This window comes from Streptomyces phaeofaciens (genome assembly GCF_014648915.1).
Taxonomy (GTDB): domain Bacteria; phylum Actinomycetota; class Actinomycetes; order Streptomycetales; family Streptomycetaceae; genus Streptomyces; species Streptomyces phaeofaciens.
In genome coordinates, this window is sequence record NZ_BMSA01000018.1 from 197634 (window position 1) to 219765 (window position 22132).

The 22132-nt window shown below is 69.1% G+C and carries 16 protein-coding genes and 1 pseudogene; 6 read left to right on the forward strand and 11 right to left on the reverse strand.

What is annotated here, in order from left to right; translation table 11 throughout:
* Window positions 1-304 precede the first annotated feature (304 nt).
* Window positions 305-670, forward strand: a complete 366-nt coding sequence (locus IE275_RS28105; RefSeq protein ID WP_189714220.1) for a hypothetical protein — start codon at window positions 305-307, stop codon at window positions 668-670.
* A gap of 203 nt (window positions 671-873) precedes the next feature.
* Here IE275_RS28105 and IE275_RS28110 read toward each other — a convergent pair whose 3' ends face one another.
* The 5 genes and pseudogenes from IE275_RS28110 to IE275_RS28130 all read right to left on the reverse strand — a co-directional run bounded on the left by IE275_RS28110 (window position 874) and on the right by IE275_RS28130 (window position 6010).
* On the reverse strand, window positions 874-1431 hold the full coding sequence (locus IE275_RS28110; protein WP_308435703.1) for an NADP-dependent oxidoreductase: 558 nt from the start codon (window positions 1429-1431) through the stop codon (window positions 874-876).
* A gap of 120 nt (window positions 1432-1551) precedes the next feature.
* Window positions 1552-3009: an IS607 family element RNA-guided endonuclease TnpB gene (gene tnpB / locus IE275_RS28115; protein WP_189714221.1), complete on the reverse strand. Its 1458-nt coding sequence runs from the start codon at window positions 3007-3009 to the stop codon at window positions 1552-1554.
* Window positions 3006-3583, reverse strand: a pseudogene (locus tag IE275_RS28120) (IS607 family transposase). Before IE275_RS28120 ends, tnpB begins: the two are co-directional and overlap by 4 nt.
* A gap of 335 nt (window positions 3584-3918) precedes the next feature.
* Complete coding sequence (locus IE275_RS28125) at window positions 3919-4773, reverse strand: alpha/beta fold hydrolase (protein ID WP_189714222.1); 855 nt, start codon at window positions 4771-4773, stop codon at window positions 3919-3921.
* Window positions 4774-5056: 283 nt separating this feature from the next.
* Window positions 5057-6010, reverse strand: a complete 954-nt coding sequence (locus IE275_RS28130) for an NADP-dependent oxidoreductase (RefSeq protein WP_229870645.1) — start codon at window positions 6008-6010, stop codon at window positions 5057-5059.
* A gap of 70 nt (window positions 6011-6080) precedes the next feature.
* On the opposite strand from IE275_RS28130, the gene IE275_RS28135 reads away from it, so the two are divergent.
* A complete protein-coding gene (locus IE275_RS28135; RefSeq protein WP_189714223.1) occupies window positions 6081-7076 on the forward strand; it encodes a GlxA family transcriptional regulator in 996 nt (331 codons plus the stop codon).
* Between the two features lie 158 nt (window positions 7077-7234).
* Here IE275_RS28135 and IE275_RS28140 read toward each other — a convergent pair whose 3' ends face one another.
* The 6 genes from IE275_RS28140 to IE275_RS28165 form a co-directional block, all read right to left on the reverse strand.
* Window positions 7235-7930 (reverse strand): response regulator, encoded by a 696-nt coding sequence (locus IE275_RS28140; protein ID WP_189714224.1) that lies wholly within the window; start codon window positions 7928-7930, stop codon window positions 7235-7237.
* 4 nt (window positions 7931-7934) lie between these two features.
* On the reverse strand, window positions 7935-9167 hold the full coding sequence (locus IE275_RS28145; protein WP_189714225.1) for a sensor histidine kinase: 1233 nt from the start codon (window positions 9165-9167) through the stop codon (window positions 7935-7937).
* 25 nt (window positions 9168-9192) lie between these two features.
* Window positions 9193-10071, reverse strand: coding sequence for a CPBP family intramembrane glutamic endopeptidase (locus tag IE275_RS28150; protein WP_189714226.1), 879 nt, complete (start codon window positions 10069-10071; stop codon window positions 9193-9195).
* 729 nt (window positions 10072-10800) lie between these two features.
* A complete protein-coding gene (locus tag IE275_RS28155; RefSeq protein WP_189714227.1) occupies window positions 10801-11385 on the reverse strand; it encodes a hypothetical protein in 585 nt (194 codons plus the stop codon).
* A gap of 1141 nt (window positions 11386-12526) precedes the next feature.
* Complete coding sequence (locus IE275_RS28160; RefSeq protein WP_189714228.1) at window positions 12527-16240, reverse strand: WD40 repeat domain-containing protein; 3714 nt, start codon at window positions 16238-16240, stop codon at window positions 12527-12529.
* A gap of 113 nt (window positions 16241-16353) precedes the next feature.
* Entirely contained in the window at window positions 16354-16725 is a 372-nt protein-coding gene (locus IE275_RS28165) for a hypothetical protein (RefSeq protein WP_189714229.1), read from the reverse strand.
* A 982-nt stretch (window positions 16726-17707) separates the two neighbouring features.
* Here IE275_RS28165 and IE275_RS28170 point away from each other — a divergent pair.
* From IE275_RS28170 to IE275_RS28185, 4 genes are all read left to right on the forward strand, one after another.
* Window positions 17708-19021: a peptidoglycan-binding protein gene (locus IE275_RS28170; protein WP_189714230.1), complete on the forward strand. Its 1314-nt coding sequence runs from the start codon at window positions 17708-17710 to the stop codon at window positions 19019-19021.
* A 27-nt stretch (window positions 19022-19048) separates the two neighbouring features.
* On the forward strand, window positions 19049-19732 hold the full coding sequence (locus IE275_RS28175) for a peptidoglycan DD-metalloendopeptidase family protein (RefSeq protein WP_189714231.1): 684 nt from the start codon (window positions 19049-19051) through the stop codon (window positions 19730-19732).
* 164 nt (window positions 19733-19896) lie between these two features.
* A complete protein-coding gene (locus IE275_RS28180) occupies window positions 19897-20031 on the forward strand; it encodes a GMC oxidoreductase (protein ID WP_229870646.1) in 135 nt (44 codons plus the stop codon).
* On the forward strand, window positions 20028-21881 hold the full coding sequence (locus IE275_RS28185; protein ID WP_189714233.1) for a peroxidase family protein: 1854 nt from the start codon (window positions 20028-20030) through the stop codon (window positions 21879-21881). The genes IE275_RS28180 and IE275_RS28185 overlap by 4 nt, the downstream gene beginning before the upstream one ends.
* Window positions 21882-22132: the final 251 nt, after the last annotated feature.

The window sequence follows — 22132 nt, forward strand, 5'->3', positions numbered from 1 at the left end:
GCCCCAGGTGAGGGACTTCCGGTGCAGGTGGCCGACGCGTTCGCGGTCGGCTCCGGTGCGGGCGAGGGGCGAGCCGGTCCCGCAGCCGCTCCTTCGCGATCCACGCGGTCAGCAGCGTCATGCCGATCTGGCTGGCGTCCATCAGCGCGTTCCGCCTCTTCGTGACTGCTTCTCGGTGAGGTCCTCCCGGTTGCGCAGCAGTCGGAGCCTGGCCCGCCTGCCGATGGCCACCCTCCATAGGATTGACCCCGAGGCGCGGCCGACGAGGAGGCATGGGTGGGCAATCTGGGGGGGATACCAGACGATGACGATGCTGGCCAAGAAGGTGGGCGGCCCCGTGGCGCTGGCCGTTGTCACTGCCGTGAGCGGGTGGGTCATCGGCCGGGGTGTTGAAGCCGGCGGGAAGGACGTATTCAGGAAGGCCAAGGCTGCGGCCAGGAAGCGGAACGCCCCGTGCTCGGCGAAGGGCCAGGTCTTCGACGTCGTGTCCCACGGAGAGGACGGCAAGGGCCTCGCGCTCCGGGCAGGTGACCAGTACCGGGTCATGGAGTGCGACGGGGAAGCGATCCTCGTCGAGGTGCTCGGCGGCGCGAACAATCCCTACTTCACGTCAGCGCGGTTCCTGGCGTCGGTGTCTGGCTTCCCCACGGAGGAGGCCAATGGCGAGTAGCTCGACCGCGGGTGCGGGCACTCGAGTCAGCGGCTGACCGCGCATGGTGGAAGCCCTCGTGAGTGCTGCGCTTACGAGGGCTCGTCGAGCGTCCCGACCGCTCCGCCCACGACTACGGCATCGCGCACGCCCTCCCGCACTGGCCCGATGCCGTCGGCGGTGCAACAAGATCAGCGGCACGTGCCCTCGGCCACCGATCCCGGTCAGACCATCGAGATGACGACTTTCCCGGCCTTCGCGCGGCCCTTGGCGACGTAGTCCAGCGCCTCGCGCGTCTCGCCGAACGGGAAGACGTGGTCGATGACCGGGCAGAGCTTTCCGGCGTCGATGAGCGTGGTGAGTTCCCGCAGCTGGTCGCCGTCGGCCTTCATGAACAGGAACTCGTAACGGACACCGCGGGACTTGGCCCGGCGGCGAGTCCTGAGACTGAGCGCGCCCATCGCCATGCGCACGAGCGCGTGGGCACCGAGTTCGCGGGCGAAATCCGGGGTGGGCGGGCCCGCGATGCTGATGACTCTTCCGCCGGGCCTGACCACGCGCAGGGACTTGGCCAGTGATGCGCCGCCAAGGGTGTCCAGGACGACGTCGTAGTCGTGCAGGACCGTCTCGAAGTCCTGGGTGCGGTAGTCGACGATCTCGTCCGCGCCCAACTCCCGGACGAGGTCGACCTTCGCGGTGCTCACGGTCGTGGCGACGTGCGCGCCGAGATGCTTGGCCAGCTGGACGGCGATGCTGCCGACGCGGCCGACCTCTTCCACCACCCCGGCGAGGTCGTTGCCCAGGATGAGCGGGAACTTGTACGGCAGGATCGCTTTGAATGCCGTTGCTGAGACCGTAGTCAGGTCTCAGCATTCCGGGCATTTCGGCCCGGAAGGTCCGTCTCATCGCCAGAGCGTCAGGGGCTCGGCTTGAGGACGGTCTCTCGTTTCTGTCTGCCGCTGGTGCGGCAGGGTTGCGCCACCTGCCCGCCCCGCCTCCGCCTTGCGGCGGGGGCGGGTGGTGCGGGTCTTGCGGTCGGCTCCACGAGGCTTCGACACCGCCGGGGCGGCGTCCTGGTCTGCGGCCACTCCGGTACCAGGTACTGCGGCTGCCGCGAGCGCGGCGAGGTTGAGTGCGGCATTGTCGTCCCGGTCGATGACCAGGTGGCAGGCGTCGCATGCGTAGGTCCGGACGTGCAGCGGCAGCTTGGCTTTCACCACGCCGCACCCGGAACAGGTCTTGGAGGAGGGGAACCAGCGGTCGGCGGCCACGAGGCGGGTGGCGTTGCGCTGGGCCTTGTAGGCGAGCCGGCGGCGGATCTCCCCGAATCCGGCGTCGGCGATGCGGCGGGCGAGGCGCCGGTTGCGGAGCATCCCGGCGACGTTGAGGTCTTCGACCACGATCGTGCCGTACTCGGCGGCCACGGCGGTGGTGAGTTTGTGCAGTGCGTCCTCGCGGAGGTTCGCCACCCGGTGGTGCACCTTGTTCCGCTGGGCGTTGGCCTTCTCCCACCGGCGGGACGGCTTCTGTCCGGTCCGCCGGTCGGGGCCCCGGCGGCGGGACACGACGCGGGACGCGCGGCGCAGCTGCTTGCGTGCCCGTTCGTAGTGCCGGGGGTTGTCGACGGTGCGGATCTCGCCGGTGCTGTCGGCCAGGACCGCGAGGGCCTTGATCCCGAGGTCGATCCCGACCGCCACGCCGGGGCGTGCCACGCGCCGGATGTCCTGCTTCACCTCGGCCTGGAAGGCGACGAACCAGCGGCCGCGTTCGTGCCGCACGGTCGCAGACAGGATCCGGGCGGTCCCGGCCTGCACGCGGGCCAGGAGCTTGCCAGTGGGCTCGTGGGTGCGCAGCGTGCCCAGGCGGGGCAGCGTGACGTGCCGGCCGTCGGTGTCGACGCGGATCGTGCCGGTGGTGAACCGGCAGGCAAGGCGTGCCTTCCGCTTCGACTTGAACCGCGGCGCACCCATCCGCTTGCCGCGCCGCTTGCCGTTCTTCGACCTGGCGTAGTTGTCGAAGGCGGCCGCCGCGTTCGCCAGGCCGGTGGAGTACGCCTCCTTGGAGTTCTCCTCCCACCAGGCGGCGAACCGGGGGTCGGTGTGCTTGGCGGCGTTGAACGCCTTCCGCAGCGACGGCAGCGACCACGGCCGCCACTGCGTCAGTGCGTCCTGCGGGACACCGTAGGACTCCTCGGCCTTGCGCTGCCACCACGAGGCGGTCACCCACCCGACAGCCCAGTTGTACGCGGCCCTGGCGGCACCGCAGTGCGAGCGCAGCGCGGCCTCCTGGGAGGCATTCGGGTCCAGCGCGAAGCGGTACGCCTGCACCACGAACCCGGGCTGCGGGTGGAACTTCTTCACCTGCCGGCCTCGTCTTTGCCGGTCGCCACGGCCACCGCACGGGCGGCCCGGTTCTTCGCCGCCCGCCGCCCGTACAAGCGCGCACACATCGACGTCAGCACCTCGGTGATGTCCCGCACCAGGTCGTCGGCAGTCTCGGCGGGGTCGAGGACGACCAGGCGCCGCCTGGACGCCGACAGGACGGCCTCCAGGTGCTCGACACCGAACCGCGCCAGCCGGTCCCGGTGCTCGACCACGGTCACAGCCGCCTGCGGGTCGCACAGCAGCCGATGCAGCTTGCGGCGCTGCCCAGCCCCGAGCCGACCTCGGTGACAACCTCGGCAACAGCCAGGCCCAGCCCGTTCGCACCGGCCACCACCCGGGCCACCTGCCGCTCAAGGTCGGTCTTCTGGTCGGCGGACGACACGCGGCAGTACGCCACCACACGTCTGGACGGCTGGACGGCGACCTCGTCGACCAGCCACGTCCCGGACGGCGCCTGGCAAACAGGGACGGGCATCTTCCCGTCCTTCACCCACCGCCAGGCGGTCTGGTAGCTCACGCCCTGCTGATGCGCCCACTCCGAAAGCCTCACAGAACCAAGATATGTGAGGCATCCGACTAGAAATGACTATGAAAGACTAGGAAATCTCTAGCAGCTTTCACCCCCCTCTGCAATCTTGAGGTCGATCGGGTTGACGCTCGCCGCACTCACCCGGATCAGGATGTCCTCGGCCGGCCCCCACCTCGGGGTCCGGCACTTCGGCGAAGTGCCCGCCGTCCTGCTCCTTGTAGCGGTCGATCGTGAAGGCCCTCATCGTGGTCTCCGTTTCGCGTCCGAACACGGACGAGGCGCTCTGGCCTGTTCAGGGTTTTCGGTGAGTAGAGGGCGATTGAAGGCTTCTGTCGCCGCAGGGTGCGGGCGGGTGGTCAGGAACCGAGGAAGGTGTTGACCTCGGTGGCGAACTCGACCGGGTACTGGAAGAGGAAGCCGTGGCCGGAGTCCGGGTAGATGCTCAGGGCGGCGTTGGGGATGTGCTCGGCCAGCAGGTAGCTGTTCCTGGTCGGGACCATGATGTCGTTGTCGCCGTTGGCCACCAGGGTCGGGATCCGGATGCCTGCCAAGCGCTTGAGCCGGGTCTCGTCGGGGATGCCCCAGGTGGAGATCGCGGTCAGTTGGGCGTCGCGGGTGGTGAGATCCGCGTACTCGTCGCGTTCGGCGGTGCGCAGGCCCAGCCGCTCGATGAACTCGACACCGGCGGCTCGGCTGGTGGCGGACTGCTCGAAGAACAGGGTGAGGAGTGCCTCGGGCGTCGGGTCGTCGGCCAGCGCGATGTCCAGGACCTTGGGGATGAACAGGTGCATGTCGACGCCGCCTTGTGGGCCGGTGCCGGCCAGGACGAGCCTGCGTACCTGCCACGGCCGGTACAGGGCGATCTCCTGGGCGATGAAGCCGCCGAGGGAGAAGCCGAGCAGGTCGTAGCGGCGCAGACGCAGGGCGTCGACGAACGCGAGGACGTCGCGGGCCATCTCCTGCACCGAGTTCGGGGTGCTACCGGTGGAACCGGAGACGCCCGCGTTGTCGACGAGGACGACCTCACGCTCGGCGGCGAGGGCGTCGACGAAGTGCGGGTCCCAGTTGTCGAGGTTGGCGCGGTAGTGCACGAGCAGGACCAACGGCAGGTTGCTCTTGTTGGGCGTGCCGAAGCGGCGGTAGCGGTAGGTGACGCCGTTGGCGGCCTCGACATGCAGGTTCGGGGTGGTGATCTGGCTGTGCGCAGACATGTGGCATGCGCCTTTCAGGAGGGTGAGGGGTGGAGGCGAGGGAAGGGGAAGCGCGCGTGCGGGTGCTTGCCCCCTCCCGTACGAGGGCGTGGGGGCGCGCCGGCCTGCGGGGCAGGGGGCCGTGGACGGGGCGGGCCGAGCGGGGCCTGGGCGCCGTACCGGATGCCGCCGACCAGGCCGGAAAGGCCCCGCTGCCCACAACTGGGCGCAGCCCTCAGCGGCTTTCTGGGGTGCGTGACCGCGAGCGCGCAGTGGGTGGCCCAGGGGCGGGCGGGGACCCGTGTCAGGCGATCGTGAGGACGGTCTTGCCGTAGGCGGGCCGCTCGGCGTGGGCGGCGGCGGCCTGCTCCAGGGGGAAGGTGGCCGCGACGGTCGGGGTGAGGTGGCCGGTGGCGGCCAGGTCGGCGACGGCGCGCAGGCCGTGCCGGTCGGCCTCGACGAAGATCCCCGCGAGCCGCACCCCACGTTCGTGGGCTGCCGCGGCGGCGGGCGCGAGGGTCGGCGGGAGGGTGGAGACGAGGGTGCCGCCGGGCTTGAGGAGCGTCACGGCCTTCGCCGGGTAGTCGCCGCCGATGGTCTCCAGGACCGCATCCAGGTCAACGGTGGCCTCGGTGATGTCGGTGGTGGTGTAGTCGATGACCTCGTCGGCGCCCAGCGAGCGCACGAAGGCGTCCTGCGTACCGTCCGCGACGGCGATGACATGTGCGCCACGCGACTTGGCGATCTGGATCGCGACGTGCCCGACCCCGCCGGGCGCGCCATTGATCAGGACGCGGCTGCCCTCGCCGATCCCGGCCGTCTCGACCAGAGCCTGCCAGGCAGTCAGGCCGGCCATCGGCAGCGCGGCCGCCTGGATGTGGGTCAGGCGCTCGGGCTTGGGCAGGAAGCCGCGGGCCGGGCCGACCGTGTACTGGGCGTAGGCGCCGTGACCGTGCGGGAAGGGCAGCATGCCGAAGACCTCGTCGCCGACCCGGTGGACGGTGACGCCGGGGCCGACGGCCTCGACCGTGCCGGACACGTCCCAGCCGAGCACGAACGGCGGCTCGCCGACGAAGACGCCGGACTGCCTGTTCATGGCGTCGACGGGGTTGACGCTCGCGGCGCGCACGCGGACGAGGATCTCGCCCATGCCGGGTGCGGGGCGGGGAACGGTGACGGGCTTGAGGACATCGGGGCCGCCGAGCTCGTCCTGGCTGATGGCCTGCATGGTCGCGGTGGTGTGCGTGGTGTTGTGCATGTGTCCCAGCATCCGCGGGGCAGGCACGCTCGACCATGGCCCAAAAGCCAATAGACGCTAGAATCGTGCCATGTTCTCCACCCAGTCGCCTCGAACCGCCGAGAGCGTGCCGCACCGGGTCGCCGTCCTTGCCCTGGACGGCGCGTACCCCTTCGAGCTGGGCATCCCGGCCCGGATCATGGGCGCCGCCGACGCGCACTACGAGGTCGTGGTCGCCTCCGTGGACGGCCGTCCCGTCGAGACGAACGCGGGTTTCACCGTCGCCCCGCACCAGGGCCCCGAGGCGCTGGAGGCCGCGGACACGGTGATCATCGCCCCCGTCGACCCGTACCGCCTCACCCGCGACCTGCCCGACGGCGTCGCCGCAGCCCTGGCCCGCATCCGGCCCGGCACCCGCATCGCGTCCATCTGCACCGGCGGCTTCGTCCTCGCCGCGGCCGGACTCCTCGACCGGCGGCCCGCCACCACGCACTGGGAATGCGCACCGCTCTTCCGCAGCTGGTACCCGCACATCCGCCTCGACGAAGGCGTCCTGTTCGTCGACGACGGCGACATCCTCACCTCCGCCGGCGCCGCCTCCGGCATCGACCTGTGCCTGCACCTCATCCGCCGCGACCACGGCATCGAACTCGCCAATCGCGCCGCTCGCCGCTGCGTCGTCCCGCCCTATCGCGACGGCGGCCAGGCCCAATACATCGAGCGCCCCGTCCCCGAGGACCCCGCCTCCTCCACGGCCGCCACCCGCCAGTGGGCCCTGGAACACCTCGACGAGCCGCTCACCCTGCCCCGACTCGCCGCTCACGCGCACATGAGCACACGCACCTTCGCCCGCCGCTTCCGCGATGAAGCCGGACTGCCCCCGCGGCAGTGGCTCATCAAGCAACGCCTCGACCGCGCCCGCCACTTGCTCGAATCCAGCGACCTGTCGGTCGATCAGATCGCCGCCGACGTCGGCTTCGCCACCTCCGCCTCCCTGCGCCATCACCTCAACACCGAACTCGGCGTCTCACCGCTTGCCTACCGGCGCACCTTCCAGGGGCAGGGAGGCCTCGACGACGTGGCGTGATCCGGGCGGGCCTCGCTCGCGACGGCGCCATGTTCGGCGGTGAACTTTGCCGACATTGGAGCAGCTCAGCGCATTGATCGTGAGGGCGCGGCCCGTATGGCGCCCGGCTTCGACCCACTGAGGCCTGTCCCGGGCCCGGCCCAGCAGGGTCGGTCCGGTCAGTCGGCCGCTGACGTCAGCCCGACCCGGTAGGCGAGGACGACCGCCTGGACCCGGTCGCGCAGGCCGAGTTTGGCCAGGATCCGCGAAACGTAGGTCTTGACCGTCTCGGGGGTGATGAACAGCGCCGCGGCGATCTCCGCGTTCGAGAGCCCCTCGGCGATCTGCCGGAGCACGTCCAGCTCGCGGGGGGCCAGCGCGCGCACGACTTCTTCCCTGGCTGCCGACCGGGAGGTGCCGGCCGGCCGCAGGTGTTCGGCGAAGTGACCTATGAGGTGGCGGGTGACGGCGGGCGCCAGCAGAGCCTCGCCCCGGGCGACCGTCCGAATCCCGTTCACCAGCTCCGCGGGAGGCGCGTCCTTGAGGAGGAAGCCGCTGGCTCCGGCCCGCAGCGCGTCGTAGACGTAGGCATCGACGTTGAACGTGGTGACGACCAGCACCTTCGGCGGGACCCCGGCATCGGGACCGGCCAGTTGCCGGGTCGCCTGGATGCCGTCGAGCAGGGGCATCCGGATGTCCATCACCACCACGTCGGGCCGCAGCCGGCGTGCGGCTTCCACCGCCTCGTGCCCGTTCTCGGCCTCCCCGACGACCTCGATGTCGGGCTGCGCGGAGAAGATGGTGACGTAGCCGGTCCGCACCAGTGCCTGGTCGTCGCAGACGAGAACACGGATGGGTTGCGGCGCATCGCTCACGGGGTCACTCCTGAACGGGCTTGGACGGAATCGTTGCGCGGACCTCGAACCCGCCCTCGGGCCGGGGGCCGGCGTCCAGTTCACCATCGAGCATCGACACCCGTGCACGCAGCCCTGCCAGGCCTCGTCCGCCCGCCGGGCCACGCCTTTGCGTGACCGGTAGGGTCACCGGGGAGGCGGCGGGTGCGTCGGTCGTCACCTTGATCTCGACGTGCTCCTCGCGGTGGTGGACCAGGACGTGTGTCATCTGCCCGGACGCGTGCTTCATCGCGTTGGTGAGCGCCTCCTGCACCACGCGGTACGCGGCCAGCTCCTCGTCCACGGACCGTGCCCGCCGCTCGCCCTGCTCACTGAACTCGACCGGCCGGCCCGACCTGCGGGCCTGTTCGACCAGGTCCACCACCCGGCCCAGGGTCGGAGCCCGGGTCGCACGCGCCGGATCGGCGACCGCGGACTCACCGGTCGCCTCCAGCACGCCGAGCAGGTACCGCAGCTCCGTCAGGGCCCGACGGCCGGTGTCGCTGACGGCCGTCAGTCCCTCCCCGGCCCGTTCCGGCGAGGACGTGAGCAGGAACTGCGCCGCGTCGGACTGGACCACCATGGCCGTCACGTGGTGTGTGACCACGTCGTGCAGTTCGCGGGCGATCCGTGCCCGCTCGGCGGCCGTGGCCACCTCGGCGGCCAGCCGCCGCCGCTCCACCTCTTCCGCACGCCGCACCCGCACGGCACTCCCCACCAGCCAGATCGCGGCCAGAGTCAGATAGAACGCGAGATATTCCGGGATCTCCTGCGGTGAGCCGAGGTGATGCAGGACGACGGCCAGTACGGCGTAGGCCGCACTCGCGGCGACGGTCACGGCGCGGCGCAGGCCGACCTGATTCGCCCCGGCGGAGTACAGGGCGAGATACAGCCCCACACTCGCGAACGTCGTCGCGAAGCCCAAAGCCTGGTGCACGGCGAACGCGCCTGCCACGACGGCCAGACAGGCGGCGGGCCACCGGCGGCGGGCCGCCAGCGGCAGGGTCTGAGCCAGGGTCAGCCCGACGCTCAGCGCGTTCGCGGGCCGTTCGGGCAGATCGCCGATCTGCCCTCCGATGTTCGCCAGGGTCGGCACGAATGCCAGCAGGGTGAGCACCAGAGCAAGGACGCCGTCCTTGACGGAGGCATCCCGCTCGCTCCACCAGTCACGTGGTGCCCGGAGCAGCGGGGGACGCCAGGGCGCCTGACGGGACTTCACTTCCGTTTCCTCCAGTCTGCCTGTCTCAGTGCCCGGCCCGCCGCCGGGGCCGCAGACCGCCGCTCCGGTGGGCGAGGACGGCCATCGAGACAGTGATCAGTACGCTGATGACGACGGGCACGATCGACGTCTCCAAGCCGAAGCCGCCACCGGTCAGCAGGGCGGAACCATGGACGTCGACGGTATACAGACCTTCGGGGGTGTGTCCGGAGACCGGGATGCCGAGCAGCTGCTCGACAGTGTTCCAGGCGAAGTGCAGACCCGCGACGAACCAGATATTACGCCGCCACAGGAACGCGGCACCGAGCATGGCGCCCGCCTCGAGAGCGATCGCCACCGCGCTCCACCCACTGGCTTCCGGAGCCCCCAGGTGGGCGACGCCGAAGAACAGCCCGGTGATCGCGACGGCGGCCCGGCTGCCCCACAACTGCTCCAGAGCCTGTAGGGCGAGACCGCGGAACAGCAGCTCCTCGGTGACCGCGGCACCGATCTGCACCATGACCGCGGACCACACGACCGACACGAAGCCGTTGCCCGCCCAGGAGAACGAGTAGCCCCCGAGAGCCGTGATCAGGAGTGCGGAGACGAGGATGAAGCCCAGACCGATCCCGCCGCCGAGCAATACCTCCCGGCCGGCCCCACGCCGGGCGATCTCCGGCGTGGGGCGTCGTGCGACGAAGCGCATGACCGCCCAGTACACGGCCACCGCGGCAGCCGCTCCCAGCGCCGGCACCGGACCGGGGCCCGTCGCGGTCAGGCCCGAGACGAGACCGACACCGACCATGCCCGTCAGCATCCAGCCGAGTGGAGAGCGAACGATCCGGCCGAAACGGCCGCCCCGGCCGTCGCCCTCGTCGCCCGGGCCGGATCCTGCGCCGTGCGGTGCCGTGGATGTCGTGCCCATCGTGGTCTCCTCCTGTGGTGGTGGTCGCACCGGTGGCGACCTGACCGCCACGCTAGGGATCCGCCGACGTCCGGGAGTCACCCCCACATGGACAATCCCTGTAGCTCTCAAGGGGGATGTGCGACTCCCGCCCGCCCGTCCGAGGCAGGTACCGAGGGCGTGGTCGATCTGGCGGACCGTTCCGCGCCATGGAGCGGATCCGGTAGCGCATCCCGCATGACGCTGGTGCAACTGAGGTACGACGAAAGGCATTTCATCGGGCTTGTACCTGCCGATTGGCAGGTACAGCCCCTGTTCCGAGCTACCCGCGCGATGCCCTCGTCATCGGGTACGAGAACGAGCTGCTCGACCCCCTCTACGTCACCGTTTCCGCCCACCACGCCTGACTCCCGTTCCGGCCGCGCCGTCCGAATTCTGCCCGCCTCGTCGCCTTCTCGGCCGGGACGGGCGCTTCCACGCTCCGGCCTGTAGCCCAAGGACCAGTACCCCGCCCTGACTTGGCCTGCCGTCCGCATCTTTGGCTGCAGCCTGCGTTCTGCCCGCCCCCCCCGCCGGACCTCCATCGCCCCGACGGACAGCGCCCGGCCTGCTGGGCACCCCCCGGGCGGCAGCCTGGAGCCGGCACGCGCACGGGGGCGGTCTTCTTCGCGAAGCCTCCGCCTCAAGCGGCGCCGCCGCGGTCCGGGTGGCTTTGTTCAGGTCGAGCCGTTCGCAGGGCCGGGGTGCCCGTCACGCGGGCGTGGCGTTGCCGGCCGGAGGCCGGCGGAGCAGGTGCAGACAGACGACCGAGGCGACGACGGCCCGCCGTTCGCAGGCTTCCAGGCGGGGGGCCATGTCGAGGGCGTACTGCTGCAACCCGAGCCAGGCGTCGATGGTGCTCACCGTGACCCGGGCGAGAATCTCCCGTTCCGGGCCGCGTTGCGGATCGGTCCGCGCAAGGTGCCATTCGCTGGACAGGCCGCCCCGGCGGATCAGGAGCAGGGGGCGTTTCTGCCCGGTCTGCAGGCTCAGCTGCCGGGTTTTGACGAGTCCTTGGGCAGCGGCGGTGCCGACCTGCTCGTTTCCTGTGCCGGTGAAGTGGAACCGCACCGCTCCGAACGGCCCGAAGCGGGACCGCTTGGTGATGCCGGCGATGAACTCGCCGGACGTTTTCGTGATCAGCCAGTGTGAGTCGTCGATGTGCGTGACATGGGCGAGCCGCTCTCCTTCCACGGTGGACAGGGTCAGCACAGGTCCCCCGTATCTGCGCCACCGGGAACGCTTCGGCTGCGCCACCACGACAGTTTCCAGCTCGAACAGACCGGGCTGCGGCATCGGCCGTCCTCCCCCTGCAGGGCTTCCCCTCAACCGAGTGCGTCCACAGTGACCGAGAACCAGCCCGATTCCCATCCCGCAGCAGGAGAACGGCGAGCGACACGGGACACGCTCCAGCACATCACCGGAGCAGCCGCAGCGCACGCCGTCAGCCCCGGGCTGTTGAAGCTCTTTGAAAATGGCTCTGCCCGGATCGCAGTTGGCTTTGGCTGGCCAGGGCGGCAGCCTCGAGCGGGGTGGTTGGCTCGTAAGCTCAGTTGGCCAGAGCTCCCGGCCGCTTGTCGGGGCGCGCCGGTTCGAATCCTGCCGAGTCTGCGAAACACGGGCCAGCCGCGCTTGTACTCCGGCCGGGCGGCACGATGCACTCCAAGTCGACACAAGATCATTTACGCAATCGCGGCCAGAGCCATTTTCGAAGAACTTCATCAGGACCAGCCGCCCGGGGCTGCTCGCCGGGCGGAACACCGTGCCCCGCGCGTGATTCACCGCCTCGCACCCGCGCCCGTGACGGCGGCTGAACGGCAAGGTTGCGAACGCCTGGTGTCACTGTGCCGGCCGGGAGACGGTCCGTCTCGATCGTGAGAAGGACGTTCAGGCCTGGCGATCGTGCGCTCGACAACGTAGCGGAAGAAAGCCGGGCCAGTGCCGTGTGGTTGGCCCGGCTTTCCGGCTGCTCCCGCAGGACGGAACCGGCAGCAGCCCGACATGATCGGCCGGACAAGTCCTGGCCGAGTACGCCACGGCAGCACAGAGCAGCCGTCACCCTCGGCCATCCGCATGCGCGAGGCCCGCGACGGCGGCTCACCGCACACGTGCAAGCGGTGTCCCGGCTTGTGAGCCGGGGCACCGCCATCCCCTCTGACCGCCGATGCCGTCTGCGGCCCACTGGCGATGCCACGACGAGGAGACGCAGTGTCACCCGCCCAGCCAGCCCCTCGGCCCCAACAGGCCCCGGGCACACGCCCCACCACTCCCGGGCGAACCTGTCGGCAACCGCTGGCACCTCGACCGACCTGGCAAAACGTCTTCCTCGAACCGCGGTACGACCCGGCGATCCAACAGGACATCGACGCAGACCTCGAGGTGGGACAAGAGATCACCCAACCACGAAGACGAGGCGGCGGTTCGCCGGTCCGCTGTGTCACTTCTCGGCGCAGGGCGGCTCGTAATCGAGTTGCGGGATGTACTTGTGCCACAGGGCCGGTGTCAGCAGGTTCCCGGTGGCTCGGCACACATAGTCGACGGAGGCTTGGGTGGACAGCGGCAGGATGCGTACGGTCTTCTCACCGTCGCCGATGAAGAGGAAGCGCCCGTTCGGTGAGAACGTCACCGCGTTCACGTAGTCGACGACGCCCGTCACCGGCAGTCCGTGGGCCCGCGCGAGGCCCTGCTCGTCGATGTCCCATAGCCGGATCGCGCCGTCGAAACTGCCGCTGACCAGAGTGTGTCCGTCTGGACTGAAGGCCAGGGTGTAGACGGTGTCCTTGTGGCCGGTGAGCGCCGGACCCACCTGTCTGGGGTGCGTGGGGTCGGTGACATTCCACAGGCGGATGGTGCCGTCGTTGCCGGAGGCCGCGAGGGTACGGCCGTCCGGGCTGAGGACGACTGTCTGGAGCGGGTCCGCACTGGCACGCAAGGGCGTACCCAGGGCTGCCGGGCGGGTGGGCATGGCGATGTTCCACAGGCGGAGAGTGCCGTTCTGCGCCGCGGTGGCAAGTGTGCGGCCGTCCGGGCTGATCGCCAGACGGTCGATCTCGCCTGCCTGGGTGTCCAAGGGTGGCCCGAGGGACGTGGGGTGTACGGGATCGGAGACGTCCCACAGCCCGACCGTGCCGTCGCCGTTGGCACCTGCCAGGGTGCGCCCGTCCGGGGTGAACTCGACGGAAAGGAAGTTTGCCCGAGGATTGTGGAGCGGCTCGCTCAGCGGCTTGGGCCTGGCTGGTTCTGTGACGTCCCAGAGCCTGATGTCGGGTCCGGCCGCGACGGCCAGGTTCTTGCCGCTGGGACTGAAGGCGACCCAGTTGACGTACCGTGCGCTGCCTCGGATGGATGCGCTGACCGGTCTGGGGGCGAGCGGGTCCGTGACGTCCCAGAGACGGACGGTGTTGTCCTCGGAGCCCGAGGCGAGCAGGTCTCCATCGGGGCTGACGTCCACGGTGTTGACGTAGCTGGTGTGTCCGGTGAGGATCGTGCGTGGGATCGTCCACAGGCGGACGGTGTGGTCGGCGCTCGCACTGGCGAGCATGGTGCCTGTCGGGTCGAGGGCCAGACCCAGTACGTGCCCGGTGTGGCCGCTCAACGCCGGCGTGAGATTCCAGGAGTCGTCCGGAGACGTCACGTTCTCGAGCCAGATGATGTTGTCGTCTCCGCCGTAGGCCATGAGGTTGCCACTGCGGGAGAAGGCCACGGTGTTGACGACGTTGTTGCTGCGCGGGCTGTACAGCGCGGTCGGCTTGGAGGGGTTCGTGACATCCCATAGATGGGCGGTCTGATCGCTTCCGGCGGCGGCGAGGGTGCGGCCGTCCGGGCTGAAGGAGACCGCCTGGGCGGAGCCCGGGAGGCCGGCCTTGAAGGAGATGTCGGCCGTCCGGCCGGTGGCCGATGGTTGTCGTCGGTCTGCCACCTTCCACAGCCGCACTGTTGCGTCGCTTCCGCCGGACGCCAGCAGCTTGCCGTCCGGGCTGAAGGCCACGCCGTTCACCTCGCCCGCAGAGCCGCGGAACGGCTTGACGAGGGGGCGGAGGTGCCCGGGGTCGGTGGTGTTCCACAGACGGACCAGGCCGTCCTGTCCCGCGATGGCCAGGGTGTGTCCGTCCGGACTGAAGGCGAGCGCTTTGACAGCGCCGGAACCGTCGGCGGAGGCGACGCCCGAGCGGTCCGGGTGACTGGGATCGCGGACGTCCCAGAGACGTACGGTGCCGTCCTCGCCGGTGCCGGCCAGAAGGTGTCCGTCGGGGCTGAAGGCGAGGGCCCGTACCGAGCCCTCGGGACCGCGCAGTGCGGGACCCAGTGGGGCCGGGTGGTCCGCAGGGGCGGTGTTCCAAAGTCGGATCGTGCCGTCGTCGCCAGCGCTGGCCAGCACCCGTCCGTCGGGGCTGAAGTCAACGGCGTTCACCCGGTCCGTGTGGCCGGTCAGCACGGTGGCCAGCGGCACGTTCTGGGCGCTGAGCAGGTGGGTTTCTGTCGACGCGGCTGCTGACATCCGGTGTGCAACCAGATCCAGCTGGGCGGCCAGCGATGCGTCGGTCGCGCGCACTTGGTCGGCTTCAGCCCTGATTTGGCCGAGGATCGCGATGTTGCGTTCGTGCTGCGCCGTGTCACGTTGCTGGAAGGCAATGGCAGCCGAGAGCGCGGCAAGCACGGCAAGCACGGTCAGGCCAGCGACGACACCCTGGCGGATTCGGCGCGCACGGTGGCGCTGACGTACCGATGCGGTCAGAAACGCCGAGACGACCGGGCCGAGTTCGCCGGTGCCCCGGTCGTCGGCCAGCGCGCGGGCTTCGTCAAGTCTGTGGCCGCGATACAGCAGCCCGGGGTCGCGATCGGCTTCCTGCCAGGCGTCGGCTGCTTCGTCCAGCCGCTGGCGGGCCATATACCGGGCACGGTGGGCCTCGATCCACTCCCGCAGTTGTGGCCAGGCACGCAGCAGCACCTCGTGGGTGATGGTGACGGTGTCCTGCTCCCGGGTCAGAAGCCGCCCCCGGGTGAACGTTTCGATCACCTCGGCCGCTTCGTCGGCGTGCCCGCCGTGGCCCAGCAACTCGGTATATCGGGCCGGGCGGCGTGTGTCCTGGGTGGCGTCACCGAATTTCACCAGCCGCAGGAATACCGACTGCGCCGTCTGCTGTGCCTGGGGGGCCAGCCGGTCGAAGCAGCGGTCTGCTTCCGTCGTCAAGCTGTGCGCGATGCCGCCGGTCGATTCGTACCCGTCCACGGTGAGGACGTGGCCTGCCCGGCGCAGCCAAGTGGCCCGCAGCGCGTGGGCGAGCAGCGGCAGCCGACCGATTTCGTAGGCGTCGTCCGTTCCCTCGAGATCCTTGCTCTGTTCCTGCACGCCGAGGTCGCGCAGCAGGACCGGGACCAGACCCGGTTCGACGTCCAGCCCGACTGCACGGGCGGGATGGAGGATTGCCTCCCGCACTCCGGTTCGGGACAGCGGCCCGACGATCACTTGGTTGCGTTCCACCGCGTGCAGTAGTGCTGGGTGGGCGGCGCACTGGGTGTAGAAGTCCGAGCGCAGGCCAAAAATGACAAGGCTGACGGGTGGTTCGCCGTCAGGGCTCATGTCCGCCAGGCTCACGGCGGCGTCCAGGAAGTCCCGCCGCTCCCGCTGGTCGGTGCACAGCGTGAACAGTTCCTCCAACTGGTCCACGACCAGTACCAAGCGCCGTTCCCGGCCGGCTTCGGCACCGTCCGCCGCGAGCGCTCGGCGCAGCACGTCCGGCCGCCACACAGGAGCGTCCGAACCGTCGCCGGGCGCCCCTTGACTCCAGGATGTCACCTCTGCCAGGCAGGTACCGAGGGCCGCCATCGGATGCGCGGTCGGGGTCAGCCATTTGCGAGGCCAGCAGGCCGAGCCCGGCAGGGCGCCTCGAGCGATCTCGGCCAGGAGCCCAGCGCTGAGCACCGAGGACTTCCCGGCTCCGGAGGGCGCGACGACAACCAGTGCCCCGCCCACCGCAAGGCAGGCGTCCAGCCGGACGAGCAGTTTGGCTACCAGCGCGTCCCTGCCGAAGAACCACTGCGCTTGTTCGGCGCTGAATGCTGAGAGGCCTGGATAAGGGCATTGCTCAGAGACTGCTGCGGTGTGCACACGGCGGGCCGTGCGCACACCGTCCTCGTAGTGCAGATGCATGTCCCGTTCTGACATGTATAGATCGCGCCGCGCCTGGTAGATCCTGGCTCGTTCCGATGCGTGCGCCTCCAACAGAACTTCTTCTCCGCGCGGGGGCAGTCTGTCGGCGGGACTCATGACTCGTGGATGTGCTGGTCATGCCCGGCCTGGAACACCCGGCCGTGTCCGGATGCCTCGGCGCGGAACTCGTGAGATCCGGTGCGGGAGCCGTCCCCGTGGCGCAGGAGAGGGGTGATCTCCTCGTCGATCAGCCGCCGCAGTTCGTCCACCAGCGAGGGATCGTCTCGCAGAAGTGCGTTCAGACGGGACCGCCAGGCTGCGACGAGCTGCGATTCCGCGTTCTCGTCCCCGGCTCGGCGGGCCGTCTGTACGCGGTTTCGGCATTCCACCAGTGCCGCGTCCACCCGGCTCGCCTGCTGCGGGCGGATCCGACGCCACCAGGCGACGAGGGCTGTCCGAGCCTGTTGCCACGTTTCGGTGGTCATAGCGCCCACCAAGGCAGTGGCTGCCGACGATACGATCGCGTCCATCGTCATCAACCCCGCTATGTCCTGTGTGCTACCAATGTATCAAGTCGGGCATTTTCAGGGCCATTTCGTTGAAGCGTGAAAGACGTGAGCTGTTCCGGAAGTGGGGCCGTGTGCGTCACTGTCAGGCCCGACACCGACTCGGATACGAGCACGGCCCGGCTCGAAGACGGCCTGCTCGGGACGCTGCCGTTCCGGCTCCCCGGCGAAGCGGAGTGGGAGTACGCGGTGAACAGGCCCGTCCAGTGAGAGGGCGCGGTGCGCCACGAGTTCCTGCACGTGCTGGGATTCCACCACTCCCACCAGAACCTGGCATTGTTTGGGTTGCCACATTCGAGCCATGGAATTATTGAATTGAGAATCATGGTCTGCCTCTTCGGTCGGCATCGGATCTGGGTGAAGCGACAGCAAGGGGTAGTGGATTTGGGGTCGAGGGGATTTGGCGTGCGTGATCACGCCTCATTCTGTTGGATCCCGGATCGGGGCGGGCGTGTGAGCCTGCCCAATAGTGCTCGATCTTGGGCTGTGATCTTTGAGGTTCGTGACAGAGTGGGTGCCTAAAGCAGCGAAGTCGACCGACCCTGCCACAGGAGTTTTCCTGTGTCCGCACGCAGTGCGTTGCCGGGTGCGGGCTGCCGAGGTGAAGGCGGGGCGCGCCGCTGGCCCGGCCGTGCTCGGCCTCCGGATGTGGTCTTCGGCGTCGTTTCGCACTGCAGGCGCAGGCGCTCGCGGGGGCGCGAGCGGGGCGTCATTGGGGACCTGGAAAGCGTCAAGCCGACCTATAGCGAACATGCACAGCAGGGCCATCGCCCGAGTGGTGATCAAGGGTTTCGGATGCTGTGCTGGATTAAGGACTCATGAGTACCCACATTCTCTCGAAACTTTTACAGCCGCCGGGCATCGCTGATGCTGGCTGCTGATTTCGGAAGGTGGGACGACGATGGCAGTGTCTCAGTGGCGAAAACTCGTCGATCATGTCCAGAGTGTCCCTGAGGGCATCTATGAGACAAATCTGCCCGGGACCGGCTACAACAACCGGACCCAGTTCGGAAGGCAATTCGGCGAAGACGGGCAGCCGTGGTGCGTCATGTTCGACTGGGACATGTACGCGGACGTGAGTCTTGAGCACCTCGTGCCCAAGACCAACAACGTCACCGCCTTCAGCGAATGGGCGCGCGTTCGCGGTCAATGGTCCGAGTACCCCTCGATCGGGGCGTGGGCCAACCTCTCCGAAGGCAGACACACCGAACTCGTGGTCGGCTTCGACGCGACACACGTCCACACCAAAGGCGGCAACACCGTGGCCGCGGATGCGGTGGATGCCGGTCAGGGAAACGGTGTCTACTCACACCGGACCGAGCGCAGGAGCTCCAAGGTCGTCGGCTACTTCGCGCCCAGGTTCGAGGACAGCTGTCCTCCCACGGCTGACCCGGACGACCACCGGGGCGGCACAGCCATGGAATCCTGGCTCTGGCCCGGGACAGCACTGCCTGCTGAGGAGAGCGCGGTGGCCGCCTCAGACGTGGTGTTCGGGGCGCGCAATACTTCGGTGCGGACCGTCCAGGGCGCCCTGGCAAAGGAGGTCGGGCTCGACTACGCCGCCGCGCCTGGGACGTTCGGACCGCGTACGAAGGCGGCAGTCGCGGCGTTCCAACGCAAGCTGGGCCTGACCGGCGCCGATGCGGACGGGGTGTTCGGCCGCTACTCGCTCACCGAACTGGGCCGTCGGCAGAGCTTCGTCGTCCGCGGGCTGGACTTCTTCGACGGCCGGCATCAGCCGGACGATGACGCAGAGGCTTCGGAGGCACGGAGTGTCAAGGGCTACACCGCAATCCCGCTCAAGGCTGTGGCCTTCGGTCATGTAACGGATGGCAGCACCACGGCCGCTGCCAAGGAGGCATGTCGAATCCTCGGCGTGCCGCAGACCCACTGGGTGCCGGGCATCCTCGTTGCGGCCAAGCGTGAGTCGTCCTACAACTTCAACGCGGTCAACGCCTGGGACAGCAACGCCAACGGCCCCACGCAGAGCGACGGCCACCCGCTCAACTGCTCGCGTGGCGTCCTCCAGGTGATCCCGCCGACGTTCGCTGCGTACCACCACCCTGGTACCTCGAACGAGATCTACGACGGCGTCGCCAACATCTGCGCCGCCATGCATTACGTGATGGTCCGCTACGGCGTCTATCTCGACGGATCGAATCTTGCAGGCCGTGTCCGTCAGTTCGACCCCACCCGCCGACCCCGCGGGTACTGATTACCAGCCGCCGAAGGAATGTTCCTCATGTCCAAGGTCGTAATCCTGTCTCAGGTCAAACCCGGTGCACACAACGACAGCGTTCTGGTCGTCCAAAAGGCCCTGGCGGCAGCCGTGGGGCTCGACTTCAGCTCGGGTCCCGGAGTCTTCGGCAGACTCACCCAGGATGCGTATGCCAAATGGCAGCGTCACCTCGGCTTCTCAGGCGCACAGGCGGACGGAATCCCGGGAGAGGTATCGCTCAAGAAGCTCGGCGACCGCTTCGACTTCAGGGTCAGCCTCAACGGCCACCAGCCACCTGGCCCTTCGGGTGGTCGGGCGACTTCCCCGGTACCCGAGCACCACGTCACCTACCGCTTCGGGATCAAGAACCCGCGCTACATCGCCGGCTACCACACCGGGGACGATTATGCCGCGCTGGAGGGGACCACTGTGGTCGCCGTCCGCAACGGTACGATCCAGTGGTCGAACGGCAATGGGGGCGCGTACGGCAACTGGATCGGTCTTCAAGCCGACAACGGCCGGGTCTACGTCTACTGCCACCTCTCGCAGCGAGGCGTCCACCCGGGCCAGTCGGTCAAAGCGGGCCAGAAGGTCGGCAAAGTAGGCAGGACCAGCAGTACCGGCAACGTCACCGGCCCACACCTCCACTTCGAGGACCACCCGGCGGGCCCGTTCGTCTACGCCCAGTGCCGCAAGCCATCGTGGTGAACAGCCCACGGGAAACGGTCACCGGCGATTCACATGCCGCCGAGGGCCGCCCGCTGTTCGGGCGGCGTCCCCTCAGTTTCGGCGCTCCTCGGGCCGTGGCGGTGTGAGGATCTTCTGCGCCGTCAGCCGGTACGTGTCCGGTGCCGTCGAGCCTGGAGCGCGGAGTGGACCGCCTGCGCATCGTCGATGCCTCGGTCTTCCCCCGCATGCCCGGAATCTTCATCGCCACCCCCATCTACGTGATCAGCGAGAAGGCGAGCGACGTGACCCTCGCAACCGCGCAAGGAGAATTGCGATGAGCAAGCAGCGACGCACCGCTCGACGTTCTGCGGACGGACACCGCACGTCACTGCCCTGGCGGGTCGTCACCGCCGGCGCCGAATACGTGGACCGGCGCCTCGGTTGGGACAGACTGCCCGTCATACCGGGCCTGCTGACGTTCCTCGGACTGCGCGTCACATTGCGGCAGAAGAATCTCCACGACACCGGCCGGCTGCCCTCGGTCAACCTACCCGATCCCGCGCCCCCCTCCGAGACCCACAAGGTCAACCGGACCCCCGACGGCAGCCACAACGACCTCGACGAGCCGCGTATGGGCATGGCGGGCACCCGCTTCGGCCGGAACATCCCGCTGGACCGGATCGCCCCGGCCACACCCGAGGACGTACTGTCCGCGCCCAGCCCGCGCGAGGTCAGCCGCGCCCTGCTCAGCCGCGACGAGCTCACCCCCGCCGAATCGGTCAACTCCCTGGTCGCCGCCTGGCTTCAGTTCATGGTCCGAGACTGGTTCAGCCACGGGACCAGTCCCACGGAACGGCCCTGGGAAGTACCCCTCATGGACGACGACCCATGGCCGGAACACCCCATGCGGATCATGCGGACACCGGGCGACCCGACCCGCGACCCGCAGGCACCCCCCGGAACGCCCGACACCCGCGTCAACGTGTCCTCCCACTGGTGGGACGCCTCGCAGATCTACGGGACGAACGAGACAGCGCAGCGTCTGATGCGCACCGGTGAGCTGGGCAAGCTGCATCTGTGGGATGACGAGCAGTCCCCGATCCCCTCGGATCCCTCCCGGGACCCTTCGCACATCCCCGGCTTCTGGCTGGGCCTGGCCATGATGCACGACCTGTTCGCCCGTGAGCACAATGCGATCTGCGACCACCTGCACGGCGCGTACCCGTCCTGGAACGACGAGGAGCTCTTCCAGCGGGCCCGGCTCGTCAATGCCGCGCTCCTCGCCAAGATCCACACCGTGGAGTGGACACCGGCCGTGATCAGCCACCCCACCACCGTCAAGGCACTGCGCGCCAACTGGTGGGGCGTCGCGGGCGAGCGTGTCCACAACCTCTTCGGCCGGATCAGCGACAGCGAGGTCGTCAGCGGCATCCCCGGCGCCGAAACGGACCACTACGGCGTCCCGTACTCCCTCACCGAGGAGTTCGTGGCTGTCTACCGCATGCACCCGCTCATCCGCGACGAGTGGCATCTGCGCTCCGCCGCCGACGACGCGAGCCTGCGCCACTGCACTCTCCGCGACATCTCGGGCCCCGGGGCGCTGAAGGTCCTGGAGACCACCGGAATGCCCGACCTGCTCTACAGCTTCGGCACACTCCACCCCGGACTGGTCACCCTGCACAACTTCCCCAAGTTCCTTCAGGAGTTCGAGCGCCCCGACGGACAGCTGCAGGACCTCGCAGCCACCGACATCCTCCGCTGCCGGGAGCTGGGCGTCCCCCGCTACAACGAGTTCCGCCGACTGCTGCGCCTCAGGCCCGCCGCGGACTTCCTGGAACTGACCGAGAACCGGGAGTGGGCCGAGCAGATCCAGTGGCTCTACGACGGCGACATCGAGAAGGTCGACCTCATGGTCGGGCTGTACGCGGAGAAACTGCCGGCCGGATTCGCCTTCAGCGACACGGCGTTCCGCATCTTCATCCTGATGGCCTCGCGGCGGCTGAACAGCGACCGCTTCTTCACCGAGTACTACACCCCCGAGGTGTACTCCAAGGCCGGTATGGCCTGGATCGACGACAACTCCATGATCACGGTGCTGCTGCGCCACCACCCGGAGCTGCGTACGGCTCTGGCGGGGCTGACGAACGCCTTCGTGCCGTGGAACACAGCCGGAAGGACGATGACTTGACATGGCGGCCACGGACAGGTCCCACGACGAATGGGATCGCCAGGTCGCGGAGGCAGCGGCACGGTACGGCAGGACCGGCGACGAGCGGCGGACCGTTGAGCGGCAGCAGGACGCCGGGGTCGCCTTCCCGGACTCGGAGGAGGCACTCGCGGAGTGCGGCCCGGCTGCTGGACCGTCAGGCGGTTCCCGCCTCCATGGTGGGGGAGGCGGTCCGGGCGGAACCGCTGGAGGCGACCGCCGCGAATGAACGC

Excerpts from the sequence above, each read along its gene's own strand:
- IE275_RS28130 (WP_229870645.1), bottom strand. The coding sequence starts at position 6,010 with ATGCACAACACCACGCACACCACCGCGACCATGCAGGCCATCAGCCAG.
- IE275_RS28105 (WP_189714220.1), top strand. The coding sequence starts at position 305 with ATGACGATGCTGGCCAAGAAGGTGGGCGGCCCCGTGGCGCTGGCCGTT.
- IE275_RS28160 (WP_189714228.1), bottom strand. The coding sequence starts at position 16,240 with ATGCATCTGCACTACGAGGACGGTGTGCGCACGGCCCGCCGTGTGCAC.
- IE275_RS28170 (WP_189714230.1), top strand. The coding sequence starts at position 17,708 with ATGGCAGTGTCTCAGTGGCGAAAACTCGTCGATCATGTCCAGAGTGTC.
- IE275_RS28150 (WP_189714226.1), bottom strand. The coding sequence starts at position 10,071 with ATGGGCACGACATCCACGGCACCGCACGGCGCAGGATCCGGCCCGGGC.
- IE275_RS28165 (WP_189714229.1), bottom strand. The coding sequence starts at position 16,725 with ATGACCACCGAAACGTGGCAACAGGCTCGGACAGCCCTCGTCGCCTGG.
- IE275_RS28135 (WP_189714223.1), top strand. The coding sequence starts at position 6,081 with ATGTTCTCCACCCAGTCGCCTCGAACCGCCGAGAGCGTGCCGCACCGG.
- IE275_RS28175 (WP_189714231.1), top strand. The coding sequence starts at position 19,049 with ATGTCCAAGGTCGTAATCCTGTCTCAGGTCAAACCCGGTGCACACAAC.
- IE275_RS28185 (WP_189714233.1), top strand. The coding sequence starts at position 20,028 with ATGAGCAAGCAGCGACGCACCGCTCGACGTTCTGCGGACGGACACCGC.
- IE275_RS28125 (WP_189714222.1), bottom strand. The coding sequence starts at position 4,773 with ATGTCTGCGCACAGCCAGATCACCACCCCGAACCTGCATGTCGAGGCC.
- IE275_RS28155 (WP_189714227.1), bottom strand. The coding sequence starts at position 11,385 with ATGCCGCAGCCCGGTCTGTTCGAGCTGGAAACTGTCGTGGTGGCGCAG.